The sequence below is a fragment of the Amycolatopsis sp. A1MSW2902 genome, assembly GCF_017312175.1.
GTDB lineage: Bacteria > Actinomycetota > Actinomycetes > Mycobacteriales > Pseudonocardiaceae > Amycolatopsis > Amycolatopsis nivea.
Genome location: NZ_QJPO01000001.1, coordinates 1,993,633 through 2,012,788, shown reverse-complemented (window position 1 = coordinate 2,012,788; position 19,156 = coordinate 1,993,633). Strand labels below are relative to the sequence as shown.

Below are 19,156 nucleotides of genomic sequence, written 5' to 3'. Positions count from 1 at the left end.
GAGCAGCCTATTCACTCACATGGACGGACCTGGCGCGGCGTACCGGGATGGCCCCGTGACACCATGGTGTGCATGTCCACGCCTGTCGCATCCGAACAGACGCAGGTCGATCCACTCGGGGCCGAGCTGGCCGAATCCGACCAGCCCTGGCGGACGATCGTCTGGAACGATCCGGTCAACCTGATGTCGTACGTGACGTACGTCTTCCAGAAGCTGTTCGGCTACAGCCGGGACCACGCCACGAAGCTGATGCTCGACGTGCACAACAAGGGCAGGGCGATCGTGTCGTCCGGTTCGAAGGAGAAGGTGGAGACCGACGTGGCGAAGCTGCACGCGGCGGGCCTGTGGGCGACCATGGAACAGCCCTCGTGAAGGCCTGGCGGCGCAAGGGGGACGCCATCCTCGCCGGGTTCGAACAGCAGGAGGCCGCGGTGCTGCGCGGGCTGGTCGGGCAGCTCGAGGACATGCTCACCGCGCGGGCCGAGGAGGCCCCGCAGGACGAACTGGCCGAGCTGACCGGGATCCGCACCGGGCCCGCCGAATCGCCGGACGACCCGGTGCTGTCGCGGCTGCTGCCGGACTTCCACCGGCTCGACCCGGACAACCCGAGCCGCGAGGACCTCGATTCGGCGGCGGCGATGCGGTCGCTGCACGAACCGGAGCTGCTGGAGAAGAAGGTCGGCGTCGCGAAGATCGTGCTGGACACGCTCCCGCGCGACGGCGGTTCGGTGAAGCTGAGCTTCGAGCAGGCCGACGCCTGGCTCGGCGCGCTGAACGACGTCCGGCTGGCGCTGGGCACGGCGCTCGACGTCACCGAGGACATGCCGGACGAGCTGCCGGAAGACGACCCCCGCGCACCCCATCTCGGCGTCTACCATTGGCTGACATGGGTGCAGGAGACGCTGATCCAAGCGCTGACCGCCTGACCGGCGGGAAAATCACCGACGTTCCCGGCGTTCTCGTAGGCCATCACGAACGGCTCGGCGACGGCTGGGCGAGCGGAACCACTGTCGTGCTCGTGCCGGACGGGGCGACCGGCGCGGTCGACCAGCGCGGCGGCGCGCCCGGCACTCGCGAAACCAACCTGCTGGAGCCGGAAAACCTGGTACAGCAGGTGAATGCGGTCTGCCTGTCCGGCGGAAGCGCCTACGGGCTCGCGGCGGCGGACGGCGTGATGCGGTGGCTTTCCGAGCGGAACTACGGGTTTCCCGTTGGCGCGCAGCCGTATGAGGTGGTGCCGATCGTGCCCGCGGCGGTGCTGTTCGACTTGCCGCGCAGCGCGTGGGGCAATCGGCCGGACGCCGATTTCGGTTACGCCGCTTGCGAAGCCGCCGGAGAGACCTTCGCGATGGGCACTGTCGGCGCGGGCTCCGGTGCTGTCGTCGGTTCGCTCAAGGGCGGCATCGGGACGGCGAGCGAGGTCGTCGGCGACATGACGGTCGGCGCGATCGCGGCGGTGAACGCGGCGGGCCAGGCCGTGGATTTCGCGACGGGGCGGGCTTTTGCCGCTGATCACGAGGTGGACGGCGAGTTCGGCGTCCGCTGGCCGGATCGGCCCGGCGAGGTGCCGGGGCAGCGGACCGATCTGAACACCACGATCGGTGTGGTGGCTTGTGATGCGGCGCTGACGAAGGCAGAGGCACGCCGGTTGACGGTCGCCGCGCAGGACGGATTGGCGCGCGCGGTGCGTCCGGCGCACTCGATGTTCGACGGCGACACCGTGTTCGCGCTGGCGACGGGCGCGCAGCAGTTGCCAGGGGAGCCCGGGTCGTTTGCCGTGGCGGCGCGAGCGGGCGCACTGGACGCCTTGTGCTCGGCGGCGGCGCGGGTGTTCGCGCGGGCGATGGTGCACGGACTGCTGGCGGCGACTTCCGCGGCCGGCATCCCGGCTTATCGGGATGTGTGGCCGGAGGCGCTGACGGTCAGAACGGGTCCTTAGGGAGCGCGTCCTCGCTCCGCTCGAGGTCGGCGGCGCGCACGGTGGCCACGTACTCGTCGTCGATCTCCAGCACCAGGCCGCCGAACGACACCGTCGGCCCGAGCGAGGGATGCAGGTCCACCGGGCCCAGTTCGGTCGAGCGCGGCAAGTGCGCCCACACCGAAACCGGCCTCCACCGGCGGAAAGTGCTGCAGGCGAGCACCGTCACGTGCCGGTCGGTGACCACGACGACGAAGTTCCGGTGCGCGGCCATCATCGAAACCATCAGCGATGTGGCGGGGAACACGTACTGGACGACGTCCCCTTCGGCCAGCAGGCCACGGCAGCGTTCGCGGATCTTCGACGACACCGGCATCCCGTTATTGTGCCCTGACCTGCGGATGAGCGGTAGCTCTCACAGTGTGGACTCGTTCGGTCCACGAACTAAGATGTCCGTGTGCTCCGGATCCGCCGTGAACTCGTCGACGAGATCGTCGCCCACGCCCGCCGTGACCACCCCGACGAAGCGTGCGGGGTGGTGGCCGGTCCTGCCGGCTCGGACCGCCCCGAGCGGTTCATCCCGATGCTGAACGCGGCCCGCTCGCCGACGTTCTACGAGTTCGACTCGGGCGACCTGCTCAAGCTGTACCGCGAGATGGACGCGAACGACGAGGTCCCGGTGGTCATCTACCACTCGCACACCGCGACCGAGGCCTATCCGTCGCGCACCGACGCGAACATCGCCGCCGAACCCGACGCGCACTACGTGCTCGTCTCGACAAGAGAGCCCGATTCGCACGAGTTCCGCTCGTACCGGATCGTGGACGCCGAGATCACCGAGGAGCCGGTCGAGATCCTCGACTGAACTCTCGCGGAATAAAGCGCGGCGTCCGATACGTCAGCGTGTAGGAACCCACCCGGAGGTAGAAAACCATGGCCGTGACCGTGTCCATCCCGACCATCCTGCGCACCCACACCGGCGGCGAGAAGTCCGTCGAGGCGTCGGGCAAGACTGTCCTCGAGATCATCGACGACGTCGAGTCGCGGCACGCCGGGCTGAAGGCGCGCCTGGTCAAGGAGGAGAAGCTGCACCGCTTCATCAACGTCTACGTCAACGACGAGGACGTGCGCTTCTCCGGCGGGCTCGACGCCGAGGTCAAGGACGGCGACACCCTGACCATCCTGCCCGCCGTCGCGGGCGGCGCGCGCTGAGCCGATGACCCGCTACGAGTCCCTCCTCGACGCGCTCGGCGGCACGCCGCTCGTCGGCCTGCCCCGCCTGTCGCCCACCGACGAGGTGCGGCTGTGGGCGAAGCTCGAGGACCGCAACCCGACCGGCTCGATCAAGGACCGGCCCGCGCTGGCCATGATCGAGGCCGCGGAGCGGGACGGCATCCTGCGGCGCGGGTCCACGATCCTCGAGCCGACCTCGGGCAACACCGGGATTTCGCTGGCCATGGCCGCGAAGCTCAAGGGCTACGGCCTGGTCTGCGTGATGCCGGAGAACACCTCGGCCGAACGCAAGCAGCTGCTGCAGGCGTACGGCGCGCGGATCGTGTTCTCGCCGGCCGCGGGCGGCTCGAACGAGGCCGTGCGGCGGGCCAAGGAGCTGGCGAAGCAGAACCCCGACTGGGTGATGCTCTACCAGTACGGCAACCCGGCCAACGCGGACGCGCACTATCGCGGGACCGGGCCGGAACTACTGAAGGACCTGCCGACGCTGACGCATTTCGTCGGCGGCCTCGGGACGACCGGGACGCTGGTCGGGGTCGGCCGGTACCTGCACGAGCACAAGCCGGACGTCCAGGTCATCGCGGCCGAGCCCCGGTACGGCGAGCTGGTGTACGGCCTGCGCAATCTCGACGAGGGGTTCGTGCCGGAGCTGTACGACGAAAGTGTGCTCAACGGACGCTATTCGGTGGGAGCGTACGACGCTCTCCGGCGGACGCGGGAGCTGCTGGAGCACGAGGGCATTTTCGCCGGGATCTCCACCGGAGCGGTGCTGCACGCCGCGCTCGGGGTCGCGGAGAAAGCCGCGGCCCGCGGCGAGAAGGCGGACGTGGCTTTCGTGGTCGCGGACGCCGGCTGGAAGTACCTGTCGACCGGCGCGTATTCCGGGTCGCTGGACGAAGCGGCAGAACGGCTTGACGGTCAGCTCTGGGCCTGACCTAGCGCTCGTGAGGGGAGCCCGGCCGGGTTCCCCTCACGGCAGCAATCCCTTGACGAGCGCGCGCACGCCTCGTTCGTAATTGTCTTGTGCGGTAAGGGTTTCCCAGCGCGGGCCAATCTGGGCGAGCGTCGGGAATTCCGTCGCGTCCAGTTCCGCGAAGACTCGCTGGCGGTAGGTGTCGCCGCCCTGGTCGCGCCGTCGCGCGGCGGCCGCGCGTGAGCTGATCTCGCCGAGCGTGTAGTGCCACACCGCTCGGTAGACCTCCGCCGCCGCCTCGATCGGCAGCCCGGCTTTTCCCGCCGCCGCAACGATTTTCTCCGGATACCACAGCCCGCCGACCGACAGCAGGTCGTCGGAGCGCAGCACTTCCACGATCCACGGGCAGTTCGCCAGCCCGTCCCGCATCGCCGTCGCGACCGCCACGATCCGGTCGCACGGTTCCTCGGGGAGGTTCTCCGGCCGAGGCATTTCCCGGTGCGCGTAGTCGTCGAGCAGCAGAAGAAGCAGCCCCTCTTTGTCGCGCACGTGGTGATACAGCGCCATCGCCGTGCTGCCGACCTCCCGGGCGAGGCGGCGCATGGTCAGCGCGTCGACGCCTTCGGAGTCGATGACCCGGTGTGCGGCGGCCACGATGTCGGCCTTGGAGATCTTCGGCGGTCGGCCGGTGCGCGCTGGCATGCCGCCATGCTACTTTTTATACATGTACAAAAACTACTGGGGGACGGTCGCCGCGCTGGCGTTCGCGGTGGCGGTCGGGACTTTGCAGATGACTGTGGTGGTGCCGTTGCTGCCGCAACTGCAGCTCAAGCTGGGGGTGCCGCTGAGTTCGGTGTCGTGGGCGCTGACCGCGGGGCTGCTGGCGGGCGCGGTCGCGATTCCGCTGGTCGCGCAGCTGGGCGACCTCTACGGCAGACGCACGATGTCGCTGGTCGTGCTCGCGTTGCTGGTCGGGGGATCGGTGCTGGGGGCGGTGGCGGAATCGTTGCCGCTGCTGGTTGTCGGCCGCATCCTGCAAGGGACGGCCGCGCCGTTGCTGCCGCTGGCGATCGGCCAGGTCAGGAACGTGCTGCCGCCGCGGTCGCTGCCGACCGCGATCGGCGTGCTGAGCGCGACGATCGGCGCGGGCAGCGGCGGCGGGATGATCCTCGCCGGGCTCGCCGGCGGCGATCACCGGCTGGTGTTCTGGGCGCTGGCGGCACTCGGCGTGGTGGCGTTCGCGCTGGTCGCCGCGGTCCGGGAGGATCGGACGGCCGAGGCCCGGAGCGGTTCGCCGGACCTGCTGGGCGCGGTGCTGGTGTCGGGATGGCTGATCTGCCTGCTGCTGGCGATCAGCAAGGGTTCCGAATGGGGCTGGGCGACCGTCGGGCTCCTGGTCGCGGCCGTCGTGCTGGCGGCGGTGTGGGTGGCGACGGCGCGGCGCACGAAGACGCCGTTGATTGAGATTCCGATGCTGCTGCACCGAAAAACGGTCGGCGCGACGGTGGCGTCGTTCCTGCTCGGGTTCGCTTTGTTCGCCACGATCATGACACTTTCCGCGTACGCGCAGGGGGTGCTCGGGGCGTCGGTGTTGCAGGTGGGGCTTTATCTCTTGCCGACGACGATCTTGATGCTCGTGGTTTCCGTGCTGGCCGGTGCGTTGATGCGCCGGTTCAGCGCGCCCGCCCTGGTCGCAGGCGGTTCGGCGGTGGTGCTGGTGGCTGCTCTGTGGCTGACGTTGCTGCCTGGCGACGGACTGGGTCTCTATGCCGTCGCAGCGGTGCTGGGGCTGGGCATCGGGCTCGGTTACGCCGCGCTGGGGACGATGGCGGTCGAGCACGTCGAGCCCGCGAAGACGGCCGCGGCGGGCGGGATCAACGCGCTGGTCCGGGTGGTGGGCAGCAGCCTCGCCGGAGCGGTCGGTGCGGTGGTGCTGTCGGCTGGCGGTCCGGGATGGAGCTTCGCGGTGGCGGCGGTGGCCGCGCTGCTTTCCGCCTTGTTCGCCGCGGCCTACGGAAACTTGCTGCGGAAGCCCGCAATGGTGTGACGGGCGGTCCGTGAAGGGACCCTTCACGACCGAGCCGCCGTCGGGAGGTCCGTGAAGGGCTCCTTGAGGGAATCAGATTCCCGGAAGGAGTCCTTCACGGACCGCGAGCCGGTGAGCCGCACCCGGAGCCCAAGTTCAGGGATTTCTCCCGAGGCCGTCCGCTCGTCCCCGACGTAGCCTGAGGTCGTGAGCACACTGCCTCCCCTCCCGCCGACATCGCCGCCGCCCGCTGCTGGCAGCGGCAAGCCGGTCGACGCCGCGAAGCGCATCCTGCCGCCCCATCCCAAGGCCGCGGCGTTCGTCGCGCTGGGGTTCGTGGCGGTGCTGTACCTCGTGGAACTGCTCGACGTGATCCTTCCCGGCGAGTTCACGCACGGCGGGATCCTGTCGCGGGAGGCGTCCAGTCTCGACGGCATCCTCTGGGCGCCGCTGCTGCACGCGGGCTGGTCGCACCTGTTCTCCAACACGGTGCCGGTGCTGGTCTTCTCGTTCCTCGCGATGGCGGCGGGCATCGGCCGGTTCGCCGTGGTCACCGCGATCATCTGGCTGGTTTCCGGGCTCGGCGTGTGGCTGGTCGGACCGTCGGGCGCCTACACCGTGGGCGCGTCCGGGCTCGCCTTCGGCTGGCTCGCGTACCTGCTGGTGCGCGGTCTGTTCCACCGGTCGCTCGCGCAGATCGCGGTCGCCGTCGTGCTGCTCGGCATCTGGAGCGGGATGCTCTGGGGCCTGCTGCCCGGCAATCCCGGCATCTCCTGGCAGGGCCACCTCTTCGGCGCGGTGGCCGGCATCCTCGCCGCGTGGCTGACCTCACGCGGGGAACGCGTCAAATCCCCGAAGAGCGAGCCGACGGCCCCGGGTAACCTCGGGATGTGAGTTCTCCAGGCGCGCCCATCGGTGTTTTCGATTCCGGCGTCGGCGGGCTCACCGTCGCACGCTCGATTCTCGAACTGCTGCCTGCCGAACAGCTGCGCTACGTCGGCGACACCGCGCGCAACCCGTACGGCCCGTTGCCCATCGCCACCGCTCGCGAGTACGCGTTGGCCGCTCTCGACGACATGGTCGAGAGCGGTGTGAAGGCATTGGTGATCGCGTGCAACACAGCGTCTGCAGCTTGCCTTCGCGACGCGCGTGAACGCTACGACGTACCTGTCATCGAAGTGGTCCTTCCGGCCGCGCGCCGCGCCGCAGTCGCCACGCACAGCGGACGCGTCGGTCTGATTGGCACGGAGGGCACTGTGCGTTCGAGGGCGTACGACGACGCCTTCGCCGCCGCGCCCGATGTACGCCTCACTAGCGTCGCCTGTCCGCGCTTCGTGGACTTCGTGGAGCGCGGCATCACTACCGGCCGACAGATCCTCGGTCTGGCACAGGGTTATCTGCAGCCGTTGCTCGAAGCCGAAGTCGACACGCTCATCCTCGGCTGCACGCACTATCCGCTGTTGTCCGGCGTGCTGCAGATCGTGATGGGGCAGGACGTCACGCTCGTCTCGAGCGCCGACGAAACCGCCAAGGACCTCTACCGCGTGCTGACCGAACTCGACCTGCTCGCCGAACGCGACGAGCCGCCGAAGCACGAGTTCCTCGCCACCGGTTCGCCGGAGCCGTTCGCCCGGTTGGCGCAGCGGTTCATGGGCTTCGCGCCGGGTGCGCTGGACCCGGTCAGCGCGTGACGCTGCGGCACCGCGCAGCGGAGTTAGGGTGACGGGGTGCGACTGACGATCCTCGGGTGTTCGGGCAGCATCCCCGGGCCGAACGCCGCCGCGTCCGGGTACCTCCTGGAGGCGGAGGGCTACCGGCTCGGTCTCGAGCTGGGCTCGGGCGCGTTCGCCCAATTGCAGACCGTGCTGGACCCGTTCGACCTGGACGCGCTGGTTCTGTCGCACCTGCACGCCGACCACTGCGCCGACGTCAACTCCCTCACCGTGCTTCGCCGCTACCACCCCGCGCCGCCGTACCCCGCGCGGCCGCGACGGTTGCCGCTGTACGCACCAGCAGACGCGCCTTCGCGCCTCGCGCACGCGTACGCAGCCGACGCGGCTGAACGAGCCGCCGTGGATCTGTCGGACGTGTACGAGTTCCACGAGCTGCGTGAAGAGCGGATCGTGATCGGTCCCTTCGACGTGACCGCTGTCGCCGTGTATCACCCGACGCCTGCATTTGGCCTACGCATCGCGTACGGCGGCACCATTCTCGCGTACACCGGCGACACCGGACTGTGCCGCGGCCTTGGTGAACTGGCTGACGGTGTCGATGTCCTGCTTTCGGAAGCGTCCTGGACCGATGCCGCCGACCGTCCGAAAGGCGTCCACCTCTCCGGGAAAGAGGCAGGTGAACTGGCCAAGGACGCCGGTGTCGGCCGTTTGCTGCTGACTCACGTCGCGCCGTGGACGGACCGCAATGCCGTCCTGGCCGAGGCCAGAGCGGTGTTCCCGGATGCCGAGCTGGTGACGCAGGGCGCGATCTACGACCTCTGATCGGAAAGTGTCAGAGGTACGTCCTAGAGTGCTCCCCGTGGTGAGAAAAGATGGCAGGAACGACGACCAGCTCCGCGAAGTGAAGCTCACCCGCGGGTTCCAGAAGTGGCCTGCCGGGTCGGTGCTCGTCGAGTTCGGCAACACCAGGGTGCTGTGCGCGGCAAGCGTGACCGAGGGCGTGCCGCGCTGGCGGGCCGGGTCCGGTCTCGGCTGGGTGACCGCGGAGTACGCGATGCTCCCGTCCGCGACCAACACCCGCAGCGACCGCGAAGCGGTCAAGGGCCGGATCGGCGGGCGGACGCACGAGATCTCCCGCCTGATCGGCCGCTCCCTGCGCGCGTGCATCGACCTGGCCGCGCTCGGCGAGAACACGATCGTCATCGACTGCGACGTGATCCAGGCGGACGGCGGCACCCGCACCGCCGCGGTCACCGGCGGGTACGTGGCCCTCGCGGACGCGATCACCTGGCTGGGCGCGGCGAACCGGCTCAACGACCCGCAGCCGCTGTCGTCCTCGGTGGCGGCGGTGAGCGTCGGCGTCGTGGACGGCCGGGTGCGCCTCGACCTGCCGTACGAGGAGGACTCGCGCGCCGAGGTCGACATGAACGTGGTCGCCACCGACGCCGGAACCCTCATCGAGGTCCAGGGCACCGGCGAGGGAGCCACCTTCGCGCGGTCCACTTTGGACACCATGCTCGACCTGGCGCTGGGCGGCTGCGCGGAACTGACCCGGCTGCAGAACGAAGCGCTGGCACTGCCGTACCCGGGCGAGCTGCCGGAACCGCGGCCGGACAAGAAGAAGGGCCAGAAGTGACCAAGCTGCTGCTGGCCACCCGGAACGCGAAGAAACTGGGCGAGCTGCGCCGGATCCTGGAGGCGGAAGGCATCCAGGGCATCGAGGTGCTCGGCCTGAATGACGTCGAGGAGTTCCCGGAAGCCCCGGAAACGGCCCCCGACTTCGAAGGCAACGCCGCGGCCAAAGCACGCGACGCCGTGGCCGCCACCGGATTGCCCGCCATCGCGGACGACTCGGGCCTCACCGTCGACGCGCTGAACGGCATGCCGGGCGTCCTGTCGGCCCGCTGGTCCGGCAAGCACGGCGACGACGAAGCGAACCTGAACCTGGTGCTGGCGCAGCTGACCGACACCCCGGACGAGCGCCGGGGCGCGGCCTTCGTCTGCGCCGCCGTACTGGCCCTTCCGTCCGGCGAGACCACCGCCGTCCGCGGCGACTGGCGCGGCACGCTGACGAGGGAAAAGCGCGGGACCAACGGTTTCGGCTACGACCCGATCTTCGTGCCGGAAAACGAAACGAAAACCAGCGCGGAACTGGCCCCGGCGGAAAAAGACGCCGTTTCGCACCGCGGGAAAGCGTTGCGCGCACTTCTGCCGGCCTTGCGGAAACTGGCCGACGCATAACCGCCGGGTCCGTCCCGGAGCCGCGCTGGTGGCTCCGGGATGGGACTCGGGCTAGTCTCGGCAAGCATGTGCGCCCATATCGTCCTTGCCGAAGACGATCCGAAACAAGCGGAACTGGTCCGCCGCTACCTCGAACACGAGCAGCACACCGTGATCGTCGCGCCCACCGGCGAGGCCGCACTGGCGGAAATCCGCGCGGCGGAACCCGATCTCCTGATCCTGGACGTCATGCTCCCCGGCATGAACGGGCTGACCGTCTGCCGGACCATCCGGGCCTCCTCCGACCTGCCGATCCTCATGCTCACGGCCCGTTCGACCGAGGACGACCTGCTCCAGGGCCTCGACCTGGGCGCGGACGATTACGTCACCAAGCCCTACAGCCCGCGCGAACTCATGGCGCGGGTCCGGACCCTGCTCCGCAGAACGAACTCGGCGAAAGACGGTCCGCTCAAAGTCGGCACGCTGACCGTCGACAAGGAAAGGCACGAGGTCGCGGTAAGCGGAAACCCGATCGAAACGACTCCGGGGGAATTCCGGATCCTGGAGATCATGGCCGCTCGGCCGGACCAGGTTTTCACCAGGGCGCAACTCCTGGAACATCTGCACGGCTTCGACCGCTACATCACGCAGCGCGCCATTGACGTGCACGTCATGAACCTCCGGAAGAAAATCGAAGCCAATCCGAGAAAACCCGCGAAACTCCTGACGGTTTACGGCGTCGGCTACAAACTGACCGCGAAGTCCGATGCCCCGTAGCCTCCTCTTCCGCCTCTTCGCGGTAACCGCCGCGATCGCGGTGTGCGCCATCGCCGCCACCGCCTGGCTGGCGTCCCGGACCACTTCCGGTGCCATCGAACGGGAACAGGGCCAGCTCTTCGCCGACGACGGCACGATCTACCAGGCCCTCCTCTCGTACGCGGCCACCCATCCCACGTGGTCCGGCGCGGCCAAGACCATCAACGACTACGCGGAGAAAACCGGCCGCAAAATCGTCCTGACCACCCCGCAGGGCAAGCTGATCGCCAGTTCCGAACACAACCCGGGCAAACTCCCGCCGCAGCCGTCCGCGGTCATCGACCCCTTGGCGGTCGACACCCGGCTGGGCATCAAATCCACCCCGGACCGCATCGACCCCGACGCGGTCGGCCCCTACCGGCTCCCCGCCGACGAACGCGAAGAGCTGCAGGAAATCGCCGACAAGGTCCTGTCCTGCACTCAGCGCAGAACCGGCCTGGGCAGCCTGGAAATCTCCCCGAGCGGCCACCCCCGGGTGATCGCGCCCGCGGGCACCGCCCAATGCGGCACCGCTCTCCTGGAACGCCCCACCGAGACCGAGCGAGCCGCCCTGGACAAGCTGTCCGGCCTGATCGACGCCTGCCTCGGCCGGAACGACAGCACGATCCCGGTAGCCAAACTGGGTCTCTTGTGGACCTTCGACGGCCCCGTCGTCCAAACCACCGACCAGACCATCACCAACTGCGTAACCTCGGCCCGCAAAGAGCAGCTGACCCCCTACGTCGCCCCCGCGGCCTGGCTCTACATCACCGAAAAGGGCACCGACCAGCCCCCGACCGGCTTCACCCTCTCCTCGGAAAACCGCACGAAACTGATCGCCGTCACCGCCGCGATCCTGCTGCTGACGGTCATCGTCACCGCACTGGCGTCGATCCGCCTGATCCGCCCCCTCCGCGCGTTGACCGGCGCGGCCCAACGCCTCAAAGCAGGCGAGACGGGCGCCCGGGTCCGCGTCAAAGGCAAGGACGAGATCGCCCGCCTGGCCACCGCGTTCAACGAGATGGCGCGGGCGAGGGAAGAACTGGAGAACGCCCGCAAGGCGATGGTCAGCGACGTCGCGCACGAACTGCGCACTCCGCTGTCCACGATCCGAGGCTGGCTGGAAGCGGCGCAAGACGGCATCAGCCAGCTCGACGACGACCTGGTCGCCTCCCTGCTGGAAGAAGCCGTCCACTTGCAACACATCGTGGACGACCTGCAAGACCTGGCTCTGGCCGACGCGGGTGCGCTGCGCGTGCACCCCGAACCCATCGACGCCAACACCCTGCTGACCCACTTGGCCGCCGCGCACGCGCCGCGCGCCGAATCCGCCGACGTCCGTCTTTCGGTCCCGCCCATGGAAAACCCCGCCATCACGGCGGATCCAGTGCGCTTGCGCCAAGCCCTGGACAACCTGGTCTCGAACGCCATCCGCCACACCCCGCCCGGCGGCTCGGTAACCGTCACCGCGAGGCAAGCCGAAAACGACGCGATTTTCGAAGTAACCGATACCGGAACCGGTATCGCCGCCGAAGATCTGCCCCGGGTTTTCGATCGTTTCTGGCGCGCGGATCCCTCCAGAAGCCGAGCGTCCGGCGGCAGCGGGCTAGGCCTGGCGATCGTCCGGAAATTAGCCGAAGCCCACGGCGGCGAAGTCACCGCCGCGAGCACGCCCGGGCGCGGCACCACCTTCACCCTGCGATTCCCGCGCGAGTAGCGCTGGCTGGCGGCTCTCGGCAATGCTGGCTGCGTGGAGTACGTGTCCCAGGTGCCGCGACCGCCGCTGGACGGCCTGATCGACGACATCTACTACCTGGCGGGCACGCCGCCGTACGCCCGGCTGACGCTGCCGCCGGCACCGTCGGCGCTGTTCATCGTCAACCTCGGGGCACCGTTCCGGATCCGCACCGGTCTCGAGACAGCCGAGTACGCCGACGGCTGCGTGATCACCATGCCCACCCGCGCCTACGAATTCGGCTATCCGCCCGGGACCCGCTCCGTCGGCGTGCACTTCAAACCGTGGGGGCTGGCGCCCTTCCTGCCGATGCCCGCCGCCGAACTGTGCGACCGGCCGGTGACGATTGAACAGGTCTGGGGCCGACCCGCCATCGCCGAACTGCGAGACCGCCTCGCCACGGCGACCGGCCCGCACGAAATGCTGGCGCTCCTCGAAGCCGAGCTGATGCGACGGCTGACCGAAACCACGGGGTTGGGCCTGGTCCGCCAGATGAGCAGCATCATCGCGGCCACTCGCGGCGCGGTGGCGATCGGCGGCCTGACCGAGGCAGCCGGGGTCAGCAGCACCCACCTGGCACAGCGGTTCAAGGCACTCGTCGGCGTCACCCCGAAACGGCTGGCCCGCACGCACCGCTTCACCGCCGCCGTGTTCGCGATCGATCCGGCAGGGCCGGTCGACTGGGGCGACCTGGCCGGTCGCGCGGGCTACTTCGACCAAGCCCACTTCGGTCACGAGTTCCGCGATTTCACCGGGTTCACGCCGACCCGGTACCTCGAAGTCCGGCGGCGGTTCCTGCGCGAACATCCCGGCCACACCTTGGACGGCTGGCCGCTGCCCGCCGATTGATTTCTTACAAGAGCGACCGCGCGCGACCCGCTAATTTGGGGCCACCTGAGGCAGAGGAGAACCCCCGTGGGCAAGGTCGTCATGTACAGCTCGGTGTCGGCGGACGGCTTCATCGCCGATGAAAACGACCAGCCCGGTCCGCTGTTCGACTGGCTGACCAGCGGCGACGTCCCGCTGGACGAGAGCGGCGTGCTGAAGGTATCGCAGGCCTCGTACGACTACACCCGTGCGTACTGGGACCAGATCGGCGTGACCGTCGCGGGCCGCCATGTCTTCGACCTGACCGACGGCTGGGACGGAAAACCGCCGAGCGGAATCGACCACGTGGTCGTCGTGACCCACCGCCCAGCACCCGAAGGCTGGGACCCCACGGCACCGTTCCGCTTCGTCGACGGCGTCAAGGCAGCCGTGGCCAAAGCACAAGAGCTGGCAGGCGACCGCATCGTGGAGATCGCCGCAGGCGACGTCGGCGGCCAGGCATTAGCCGCGGGCCTGGTTGACGAGGTGCGCATGGACGTGGTGCCGGTGGTTTTCGGATCAGGCAAACGCTACTTCGGCTCAGTCAACGCACAGCACCTGCTGGAGAACCCCGAGGTGGTCCAGGGCGACCGGGTGCTTCACCTGCGCTATCCAGTGCGTCGCTGACCGATCGCGCGGAGAGGCCAGCCCGGCCTCTCCGCGCTTCGGGAACTCATTCAGGCGGAGATCCCCAGATCCCGGATCAACTTCGCCACGTGCCCGGTCGCCCGCACGTTGTAGGCGGCCTTGGCGATCTTCCCCTCCGCGTCCACGATGAACGTGGACCGGATCACGCCCTGCACGATCCGCCCGTAATTCTTCTTCTCCCCGAACGCTCCCCACGCGGACAGCACTTCCTTGTCCACATCGGACAGCAGCGGGAACGTCAGCTTCTCCGCCTCGGCGAATTTGGCCAGCTTCTCCGGCTTGTCCGGCGAAATCCCCAGCACCTGGTACCCCGCGTCGTTCAGTTCCGCGAGGTTGTCCCGGAAATCGCAAGCCTGCTTGGTGCATCCCGGCGTGCTCGCGGCCGGGTAGAAGTACACCACCACGGCCTGGCCTCGGAAGTCGCTGAGCGAGACGTTCTTGCCGGTGCTGTCCGGCAGGGTGAATCCGGGCGCTTCGTCGCCCACGGCAAGTCGCTGGTCGGTCATGGGGACGAGAGTAATTCAGGCGTCTCCGCAATACGTGACGACGGCGGGCTCGCCCGTGCTCGGCCGCACCTGCACGGCCATCCGCGCACTCTCCGCCGGCACCGCGAAAGCCAGCGTGACCTGCGTAGACCGGCCCGGCATCAGGTCCTTGCCCGCGTCGGAAACGCCGCCGAGCCCCTGCGTGGCGTCCACGACCTGCTTCGCCGGCTTCCCGGCGACCGTCGCGGTGACCGAGAGCGCGGAAACGCGGTACGGGTCGGTGCCGTTGTTCGTGACCTGGATGTAGAACGCCGCCGCGCGGGCGCTGCGCGGATACGCCGCCGGGCTCGGCTGGAAGGACTGCGGGGCCGACAGCGAGACCGTGATCCCGCTGGCGAAGCGGTGGTTGGCGCCGAACTGCAGGTCGCCGGAGGCTTGCGCGGCCGCGGGCTGCGCCGCCGGGTTGCCTACGCCCATCGCGGCGGAGCCTTCCCGAGCGTTGACGCCGCCGCAGGCTGCCACGGAGAACAGCAGGCAGGCGGTCAACAACAGCTTCGGGGTGCGCGGGGGCGCCATCGCGGGGGTACTCCAGTCGGGGTGGGGCGGTGTGCCGTTCGGCGTAGTTGCCGGGCGGACCCGCTCCACTCTGGCGGCACTAATGCCGCCACGGTGCGGAAGACGCGGACCTGGTGTACACCCGTGGCCGATCCGTGATCGAAAGAGCACACCGGGTGACAGTCGTCACCCCGATGTCAACGGCCGGAGGTCGGGATTCAGACCGCGAACGCGAACAACAGGATGAACACCGCGACCCCCGCGCCCCAGGCGACCATGAGCCAGCCGAAGTCGCGCACCGGGTCGACCGCGCGGCTTTCCTCGCCGGGGATGTACACGCCGCGGTTTTCGAACCAGTCCGCGCATTTGCGCAGGATCCGCAGCGGATTGCGTTCCGGCACGGCCCACACCTCCCCGATGTCCGGGCCCAGCCTACGGGTTCGCGGGGGTTTCGCGGCCGTCGAGCCCGGCGATGCGCACGGCGAGTTCGACGAACGAGCGGACCAGCGGCGGCGCGGAGTCCTCGCGCCAGGCGACCACGAGCCGGCTCGGCGGGCAGCCGGCCAGCGGGACCGTCGTGACGCCCTCGGGAAACGAGTGCGCGAGCGGGGCCAACCCGACGGTTCCGTTCCACAGCACGGCTTGCAGGCATTCGTGCACTGTCCGCACGACCGGGCCGCCGGTGCCGCCGCCGCTCCAGAACGCCTGCCACTGCGGGTCGGTGCCGTCGGGAAACCGGAACCACGCCCGGTCGGCGAGCTCCTCCCGGCGCACCTCGGCGCGTCCGGCCAGCGGATCGTCCGCGCGCAGCACGACGCCCATCGGGTCGGAGCGCAGTACGCGCGTGCGGATTCCGGTGGTGTCGAACGGAATCCGGGTGAGCGCGACGTCCACGAGCCCGGCGCGCAGGCCGGTGGTCGGGTCGGTGAGATCGGCCTCGCGGACGCTGATCCGCACGCCCGGATGCCGTTCGCGGAACTCGCCGGCGAGCCGGATCCCGACCGGTTCCGAGCTGTCGGCGAGGGTGCCGAGCGTGAGCGTTCCCGGTCCGGCCGCGGCGGCGACCCGCGCGCGGACCTGGTCGGCTCCCGCCAGCAGGGTGCGGGCCTCGTCGTAGAGCGCGGTCCCGGCGGCGGTGAGCGCGACCCCGGACGGCGAACGCTCCAGCAGGATCGCGCCGAGGTCGGTTTCGAGCTGTTTGATCGCGCGGCTCAGCGGCGGCTGGGTCATGTGCAGCCGCGCCGCCGCCCGGCCGAAGTGGCGTTCCTCGGCGACCGCGACGAAGTACCGGAGCGAACGGAGATCCACAACCAGCGACAATACCCTTGCGGTATCGGAAAAAGCGGATCGGTCTTGGACACCGCGCGGGCGCGGCGCTGGACTGGAACGGTCCCTGATCCCGCGCTTTCCGAGGAGCCCCCGGCGATGGCCGACTACCCGTATCCCGATCCCGTCGTGCAGACCTCCCAGGTGCGCGAACTCGCCCGCGACCTCGTCGTGGTCCCGAACCAGGGCGTGCAGCTGGTGCCGAACGTCGGCGTCATCCGCGGGACGCATTCCGTGCTCGTCGTCGAGACCGGCATGGGGCCGCGCAACGCGGAAACCGTGCTGAAGTTCGCGACCGAGTACGCGCGCGGCCGCCGGATTTACTTGACCACCACGCATTTCCACCCCGAGCACGCGTTCGGCGCGCAGACCTTCGCCGGAGCCGCGACCTATCTGGTCAACCGCGCGCAGGCGACCGACCTCGCCGCGAAAGGCCCCGGCTACCTGCGGATGTTCAGCGGGCTGGGGGAGCCGGTCGCGCGGCAGCTGGAGGGGGTCGAACTGCCGGCCCCGGACGTCGTCTACGACTCGTCGCACGACCTCGACCTCGGCGGCCGCGTCGTGCACCTGCGCGCCACCGGTCGCGCGCACAGCAAGGGCGACCAGGTCGTCACGGTCCCGGACGCGGGAGTCCTGTTCACCGGCGACCTCGCCGAGACCGGCCAGTTCGCGATCTTCCCGTGGTTCCCGCCGCACGACACCGACGTGTCCGGGATCCGCTGGATCGAGGTCATGCGGAAGCTTTCGCAGCAGCGTCCGGACATCGTCGTGCCCGGCCACGGGGACATCAGCGGTCCGGAACTGCTCGACGACCTACGGGTCTACCTCGAACTGCTGCGCGACGAGACCTGGCGCCGCCGCGATTCCGGGATGGACGAGGCGACCGTGGTCGCGGAAGTGCGGGAGGAGCTGATCAAGCGGCATCCGGAATGGGAAGGCCGCGAGTGGATCGACACCGCGGTGGCGTGCCTGTGCGCGGAGCACGTCAGTCACGCTTGAGCAGCGGCCCGAGGGTCGTCACGATGGCCTGCCGGGTCGCCTCGGCGCGCTGTTCGGGGGTCAGTTCGTCGGCGCGGTCCAGCATCGCCTGCGACGCTCCGCGCACCGCACCGGCGAACGCTCCGGTCAACGTGCGAGCGGTGAGGTCGTCGAGCTCGTCGGGGAAGGCTTCGGCGAGGATTCCGGCGATCCGCCGCTCGGCGTTGAACTGGATTTGCAGCGCCCGGCCCTGCACGGCGGGCACGGTTTGGAGCAGCCGCATCCGCAACGGGGTCAGCTTGCCGATGATGTCGTCGCTGACCTCGCCGCCGTCGGCGAGGACGCGGACCAGCAGGTCGATCGGCCGGTCGTCCGGGGCGCGGTTCGAGAGGGCCTCGAGCAACGCCTGCACCCGGCTCTCGGCGTCGGGGAACAGCAGTTCTTCCTTGCTGGCGAAGTAGCTGAAGAAAGTGCGCGCGCCGATCTCGGCGGCGGCGGCGATGTCGGCGATCGTCGTCTCGTCGTAGCCGTTGCGTTCGAAAAGATCCGTGGCCGCGTCGATCAGGGCCTGGCGGGTGCGGGCGCGCTTGCGTTCGCGGAGCGACATGGCGCGAGCATACGGCACCGAATGCAAATCAGCACTCATTGCAAATTTGCACTGAGTGCGGTTATCTTGGGGTGCATGACTCGTGACGTGCTCGTGTGCGGTGCCGGGATCGCCGGTTCGACGCTCGCCTTTTGGTTGGCGCGCAACGGTTTCCGGCCGACGGTGGTGGAACGGGCGGCTGGTCAGCGCAGCAGCGGCAACCCGGTGGACGTCCGCGCGGGCGCGATGGAGGTGGCCGACGCGATGGGTGTCGTGCCGCGGTTGCGAGAGGTCGCGACGCACGCGAAGCGGCTGCGAGTGCTCAACGCGCGCGGGCGTTCGGTGACCACGGTGCGGATGGCGGTGCGCAAGGAGATCGAGGTCCCGCGAGCCGACCTCGCCTCCGCGCTGTACGAATCGGCGCGCGACGACGCGGAGATTCTCTTCGGAGACACCATCACCGCGTTGCAGCAGGACGACGGCGGGGTCGACGTCACCTTCGAACACGCTGCTCCGCGCCGGTTTGACCTGGTGATCGGCGCGGATGGCGTGCACTCGGCGGTGCGGCGGCTGGTGTTCGGCGCTGAGGAGAAGTTCGTCCGGCACGCGGGGCTGTACGTCGGGACGGTGTCGCTCGGCGAGCCGTCGGACTACCCGGAGGACGTGGTCCTGCTGAACAGCCCGGGCAGGCTCGTGGCGATCCATCCGGTGCGGGGGAATTCCGGGGTCGCGTTCATCTTCCGCGCGCCGGATCCCGGACAGGGCAAGGAAATCGTGTCCTCGGCTTATCGCGGGCTCGGCTGGCGAGTCCCGGAGCTGGTGGCCCGCTTCGAAGCCGCCGACGACGTGTTCTTCGACGCGGTCGCCGTCGTCGACCCGCCGACGTGGCACCGCGGCCGGGTCGCGCTGGTCGGCGATGCCGCCTCGTGCGTCTCGCTGCTCGGCGACGGGTCCAGCCTCGCGATCGTCGGGGCGCACACCCTCGCCGCGGCGCTCGCTGACGGCACCCCCGCCGAGGCGTTCGCGCGCTACGAGGCGACCCATCGAGCGCGCGTGAAGCCCAAGCAGCGCGGGGTCGGGACGGCGGCATCGGTGCTGGTCCCGCGCACGAAACGGGCGCTGGCGGCCCGCAACCTCGCCGCCCGGCTGCTGCCCGGCTGAGACTGGCCAAAAGAATTCCTTGACACGAATATTCGAC

The 19,156-nt window shown here is 69.4% G+C and carries 25 protein-coding genes; 18 read left to right on the top strand and 7 right to left on the bottom strand.

Features of this window, described 5'->3' with window-relative positions:
• The first annotated feature begins 72 nt into the window (after positions 1-72).
• Genes clpS through DMP23_RS09205 form a run of 3 tightly spaced genes read left to right on the top strand, consistent with a single transcriptional unit; the run spans position 73 to position 1,939 of the window.
• Positions 73-372, top strand: a complete 300-nt coding sequence (gene clpS, locus DMP23_RS09215) for an ATP-dependent Clp protease adapter ClpS (protein ID WP_037718267.1) — start codon at positions 73-75, stop codon at positions 370-372.
• A complete protein-coding gene (locus DMP23_RS09210; protein WP_037815272.1) occupies positions 369-926 on the top strand; it encodes a DUF2017 domain-containing protein in 558 nt (185 codons plus the stop codon). Before clpS ends, DMP23_RS09210 begins: the two co-directional genes overlap by 4 nt.
• Positions 887-1,939 carry a P1 family peptidase gene (locus tag DMP23_RS09205; protein ID WP_337820771.1) on the top strand — a complete coding sequence of 351 codons (1,053 nt, stop codon included), beginning with the start codon at positions 887-889 and terminating at the stop codon, positions 1,937-1,939. The genes DMP23_RS09210 and DMP23_RS09205 overlap by 40 nt, the downstream gene beginning before the upstream one ends.
• Here DMP23_RS09205 and DMP23_RS09200 read toward each other — a convergent pair.
• Positions 1,923-2,294 (bottom strand): hypothetical protein, encoded by a 372-nt coding sequence (locus DMP23_RS09200; RefSeq protein ID WP_134667356.1) that lies wholly within the window; start codon positions 2,292-2,294, stop codon positions 1,923-1,925. The two genes, DMP23_RS09205 and DMP23_RS09200, sit on opposite strands and share 17 nt — an antisense overlap.
• 81 nt (positions 2,295-2,375) lie before the next feature.
• Between DMP23_RS09200 and DMP23_RS09195 the strand changes: the two genes are divergently transcribed.
• From DMP23_RS09195 to DMP23_RS09185, 3 genes are all read left to right on the top strand, one after another.
• Positions 2,376-2,783: a Mov34/MPN/PAD-1 family protein gene (locus tag DMP23_RS09195; protein WP_043827849.1), complete on the top strand. Its 408-nt coding sequence runs from the start codon at positions 2,376-2,378 to the stop codon at positions 2,781-2,783.
• A gap of 68 nt (positions 2,784-2,851) precedes the next feature.
• Positions 2,852-3,130, top strand: a complete 279-nt coding sequence (locus DMP23_RS09190) for a MoaD/ThiS family protein (protein ID WP_009082495.1) — start codon at positions 2,852-2,854, stop codon at positions 3,128-3,130.
• 4 nt (positions 3,131-3,134) lie between these two features.
• On the top strand, positions 3,135-4,085 hold the full coding sequence (locus tag DMP23_RS09185; RefSeq protein ID WP_037358507.1) for a PLP-dependent cysteine synthase family protein: 951 nt from the start codon (positions 3,135-3,137) through the stop codon (positions 4,083-4,085).
• A gap of 36 nt (positions 4,086-4,121) precedes the next feature.
• Here the strand turns inward: DMP23_RS09185 and DMP23_RS09180 are convergent, their stop codons facing one another.
• Positions 4,122-4,766 (bottom strand): TetR/AcrR family transcriptional regulator, encoded by a 645-nt coding sequence (locus DMP23_RS09180; protein WP_337820770.1) that lies wholly within the window; start codon positions 4,764-4,766, stop codon positions 4,122-4,124.
• Positions 4,767-4,788: 22 nt separating this feature from the next.
• Between DMP23_RS09180 and DMP23_RS09175 the strand changes: the two genes are divergently transcribed.
• The 10 genes from DMP23_RS09175 (at position 4,789) to DMP23_RS09130 (ending at position 14,007) form a co-directional block, all read left to right on the top strand.
• On the top strand, positions 4,789-6,111 hold the full coding sequence (locus DMP23_RS09175; RefSeq protein ID WP_337820769.1) for an MFS transporter: 1,323 nt from the start codon (positions 4,789-4,791) through the stop codon (positions 6,109-6,111).
• A gap of 186 nt (positions 6,112-6,297) precedes the next feature.
• Positions 6,298-6,984, top strand: a complete 687-nt coding sequence (locus tag DMP23_RS09170) for a rhomboid family intramembrane serine protease (RefSeq protein ID WP_043827852.1) — start codon at positions 6,298-6,300, stop codon at positions 6,982-6,984.
• Entirely contained in the window at positions 6,981-7,781 is an 801-nt protein-coding gene (murI, locus tag DMP23_RS09165) for a glutamate racemase (RefSeq protein ID WP_037815260.1), read from the top strand. The genes DMP23_RS09170 and murI overlap by 4 nt, the downstream gene beginning before the upstream one ends.
• A gap of 36 nt (positions 7,782-7,817) precedes the next feature.
• Complete coding sequence (locus DMP23_RS09160; protein ID WP_337820768.1) at positions 7,818-8,585, top strand: MBL fold metallo-hydrolase; 768 nt, start codon at positions 7,818-7,820, stop codon at positions 8,583-8,585.
• Positions 8,586-8,622: 37 nt separating this feature from the next.
• Positions 8,623-9,399: a ribonuclease PH gene (gene rph, locus DMP23_RS09155; RefSeq protein ID WP_037815257.1), complete on the top strand. Its 777-nt coding sequence runs from the start codon at positions 8,623-8,625 to the stop codon at positions 9,397-9,399.
• Positions 9,396-10,004 (top strand): RdgB/HAM1 family non-canonical purine NTP pyrophosphatase, encoded by a 609-nt coding sequence (gene rdgB / locus DMP23_RS09150; RefSeq protein ID WP_337820767.1) that lies wholly within the window; start codon positions 9,396-9,398, stop codon positions 10,002-10,004. Before rph ends, rdgB begins: the two co-directional genes overlap by 4 nt.
• 66 nt (positions 10,005-10,070) lie before the next feature.
• Positions 10,071-10,760: a response regulator transcription factor gene (locus tag DMP23_RS09145; RefSeq protein WP_043827855.1), complete on the top strand. Its 690-nt coding sequence runs from the start codon at positions 10,071-10,073 to the stop codon at positions 10,758-10,760.
• On the top strand, positions 10,750-12,495 hold the full coding sequence (locus tag DMP23_RS09140; protein ID WP_337820766.1) for a sensor histidine kinase: 1,746 nt from the start codon (positions 10,750-10,752) through the stop codon (positions 12,493-12,495). Before DMP23_RS09145 ends, DMP23_RS09140 begins: the two co-directional genes overlap by 11 nt.
• A 51-nt stretch (positions 12,496-12,546) precedes the next feature.
• Positions 12,547-13,362 (top strand): helix-turn-helix domain-containing protein, encoded by an 816-nt coding sequence (locus DMP23_RS09135; RefSeq protein ID WP_337824376.1) that lies wholly within the window; start codon positions 12,547-12,549, stop codon positions 13,360-13,362.
• A gap of 66 nt (positions 13,363-13,428) precedes the next feature.
• Positions 13,429-14,007 (top strand): dihydrofolate reductase family protein, encoded by a 579-nt coding sequence (locus tag DMP23_RS09130; RefSeq protein WP_337820765.1) that lies wholly within the window; start codon positions 13,429-13,431, stop codon positions 14,005-14,007.
• 50 nt (positions 14,008-14,057) lie between these two features.
• Here the strand turns inward: DMP23_RS09130 and bcp are convergent, their stop codons facing one another.
• The 4 genes from bcp to DMP23_RS09110 all read right to left on the bottom strand — a co-directional run bounded on the left by bcp (position 14,058) and on the right by DMP23_RS09110 (position 16,376).
• Complete coding sequence (gene bcp / locus DMP23_RS09125) at positions 14,058-14,534, bottom strand: thioredoxin-dependent thiol peroxidase (RefSeq protein ID WP_037815250.1); 477 nt, start codon at positions 14,532-14,534, stop codon at positions 14,058-14,060.
• A gap of 15 nt (positions 14,535-14,549) precedes the next feature.
• Positions 14,550-15,089, bottom strand: a complete 540-nt coding sequence (locus DMP23_RS09120; RefSeq protein ID WP_037815248.1) for a hypothetical protein — start codon at positions 15,087-15,089, stop codon at positions 14,550-14,552.
• A gap of 197 nt (positions 15,090-15,286) precedes the next feature.
• The gene (locus tag DMP23_RS09115; protein WP_037358542.1) at positions 15,287-15,469 is read right to left on the bottom strand and encodes a hypothetical protein; all 183 of its coding nucleotides are present in this window, start codon (positions 15,467-15,469) and stop codon (positions 15,287-15,289) included.
• Positions 15,470-15,500: 31 nt separating this feature from the next.
• Positions 15,501-16,376 (bottom strand): LysR family transcriptional regulator, encoded by an 876-nt coding sequence (locus DMP23_RS09110; protein ID WP_337820764.1) that lies wholly within the window; start codon positions 16,374-16,376, stop codon positions 15,501-15,503.
• 117 nt (positions 16,377-16,493) lie between these two features.
• Between DMP23_RS09110 and DMP23_RS09105 the strand changes: the two genes are divergently transcribed.
• A complete protein-coding gene (locus DMP23_RS09105) occupies positions 16,494-17,393 on the top strand; it encodes an MBL fold metallo-hydrolase (protein ID WP_337820763.1) in 900 nt (299 codons plus the stop codon).
• Here the strand turns inward: DMP23_RS09105 and DMP23_RS09100 are convergent.
• Positions 17,380-17,979 carry a TetR/AcrR family transcriptional regulator gene (locus DMP23_RS09100; RefSeq protein WP_337820762.1) on the bottom strand — a complete coding sequence of 200 codons (600 nt, stop codon included), beginning with the start codon at positions 17,977-17,979 and terminating at the stop codon, positions 17,380-17,382. The two genes, DMP23_RS09105 and DMP23_RS09100, sit on opposite strands and share 14 nt — an antisense overlap.
• A gap of 75 nt (positions 17,980-18,054) precedes the next feature.
• Between DMP23_RS09100 and DMP23_RS09095 the strand changes: the two genes are divergently transcribed.
• Positions 18,055-19,119: an FAD-dependent oxidoreductase gene (locus tag DMP23_RS09095; protein ID WP_337820761.1), complete on the top strand. Its 1,065-nt coding sequence runs from the start codon at positions 18,055-18,057 to the stop codon at positions 19,117-19,119.
• The last annotated feature ends 37 nt before the right edge of the window (positions 19,120-19,156 follow it).

Excerpts from the sequence above, each read along its gene's own strand:
- clpS (WP_037718267.1), top strand. The coding sequence starts at position 73 with ATGTCCACGCCTGTCGCATCCGAACAGACGCAGGTCGATCCACTCGGG.
- DMP23_RS09205 (WP_337820771.1), top strand. The coding sequence starts at position 887 with ATGGGTGCAGGAGACGCTGATCCAAGCGCTGACCGCCTGACCGGCGGG.
- DMP23_RS09200 (WP_134667356.1), bottom strand. The coding sequence starts at position 2,294 with ATGCCGGTGTCGTCGAAGATCCGCGAACGCTGCCGTGGCCTGCTGGCC.
- DMP23_RS09190 (WP_009082495.1), top strand. The coding sequence starts at position 2,852 with ATGGCCGTGACCGTGTCCATCCCGACCATCCTGCGCACCCACACCGGC.
- DMP23_RS09185 (WP_037358507.1), top strand. The coding sequence starts at position 3,135 with ATGACCCGCTACGAGTCCCTCCTCGACGCGCTCGGCGGCACGCCGCTC.
- DMP23_RS09180 (WP_337820770.1), bottom strand. The coding sequence starts at position 4,766 with ATGCCAGCGCGCACCGGCCGACCGCCGAAGATCTCCAAGGCCGACATC.
- DMP23_RS09175 (WP_337820769.1), top strand. The coding sequence starts at position 4,789 with ATGTACAAAAACTACTGGGGGACGGTCGCCGCGCTGGCGTTCGCGGTG.
- DMP23_RS09145 (WP_043827855.1), top strand. The coding sequence starts at position 10,071 with ATGTGCGCCCATATCGTCCTTGCCGAAGACGATCCGAAACAAGCGGAA.
- DMP23_RS09140 (WP_337820766.1), top strand. The coding sequence starts at position 10,750 with ATGCCCCGTAGCCTCCTCTTCCGCCTCTTCGCGGTAACCGCCGCGATC.
- bcp (WP_037815250.1), bottom strand. The coding sequence starts at position 14,534 with ATGACCGACCAGCGACTTGCCGTGGGCGACGAAGCGCCCGGATTCACC.
- DMP23_RS09120 (WP_037815248.1), bottom strand. The coding sequence starts at position 15,089 with ATGGCGCCCCCGCGCACCCCGAAGCTGTTGTTGACCGCCTGCCTGCTG.
- DMP23_RS09105 (WP_337820763.1), top strand. The coding sequence starts at position 16,494 with ATGGCCGACTACCCGTATCCCGATCCCGTCGTGCAGACCTCCCAGGTG.
- DMP23_RS09100 (WP_337820762.1), bottom strand. The coding sequence starts at position 17,979 with ATGTCGCTCCGCGAACGCAAGCGCGCCCGCACCCGCCAGGCCCTGATC.
- DMP23_RS09095 (WP_337820761.1), top strand. The coding sequence starts at position 18,055 with ATGACTCGTGACGTGCTCGTGTGCGGTGCCGGGATCGCCGGTTCGACG.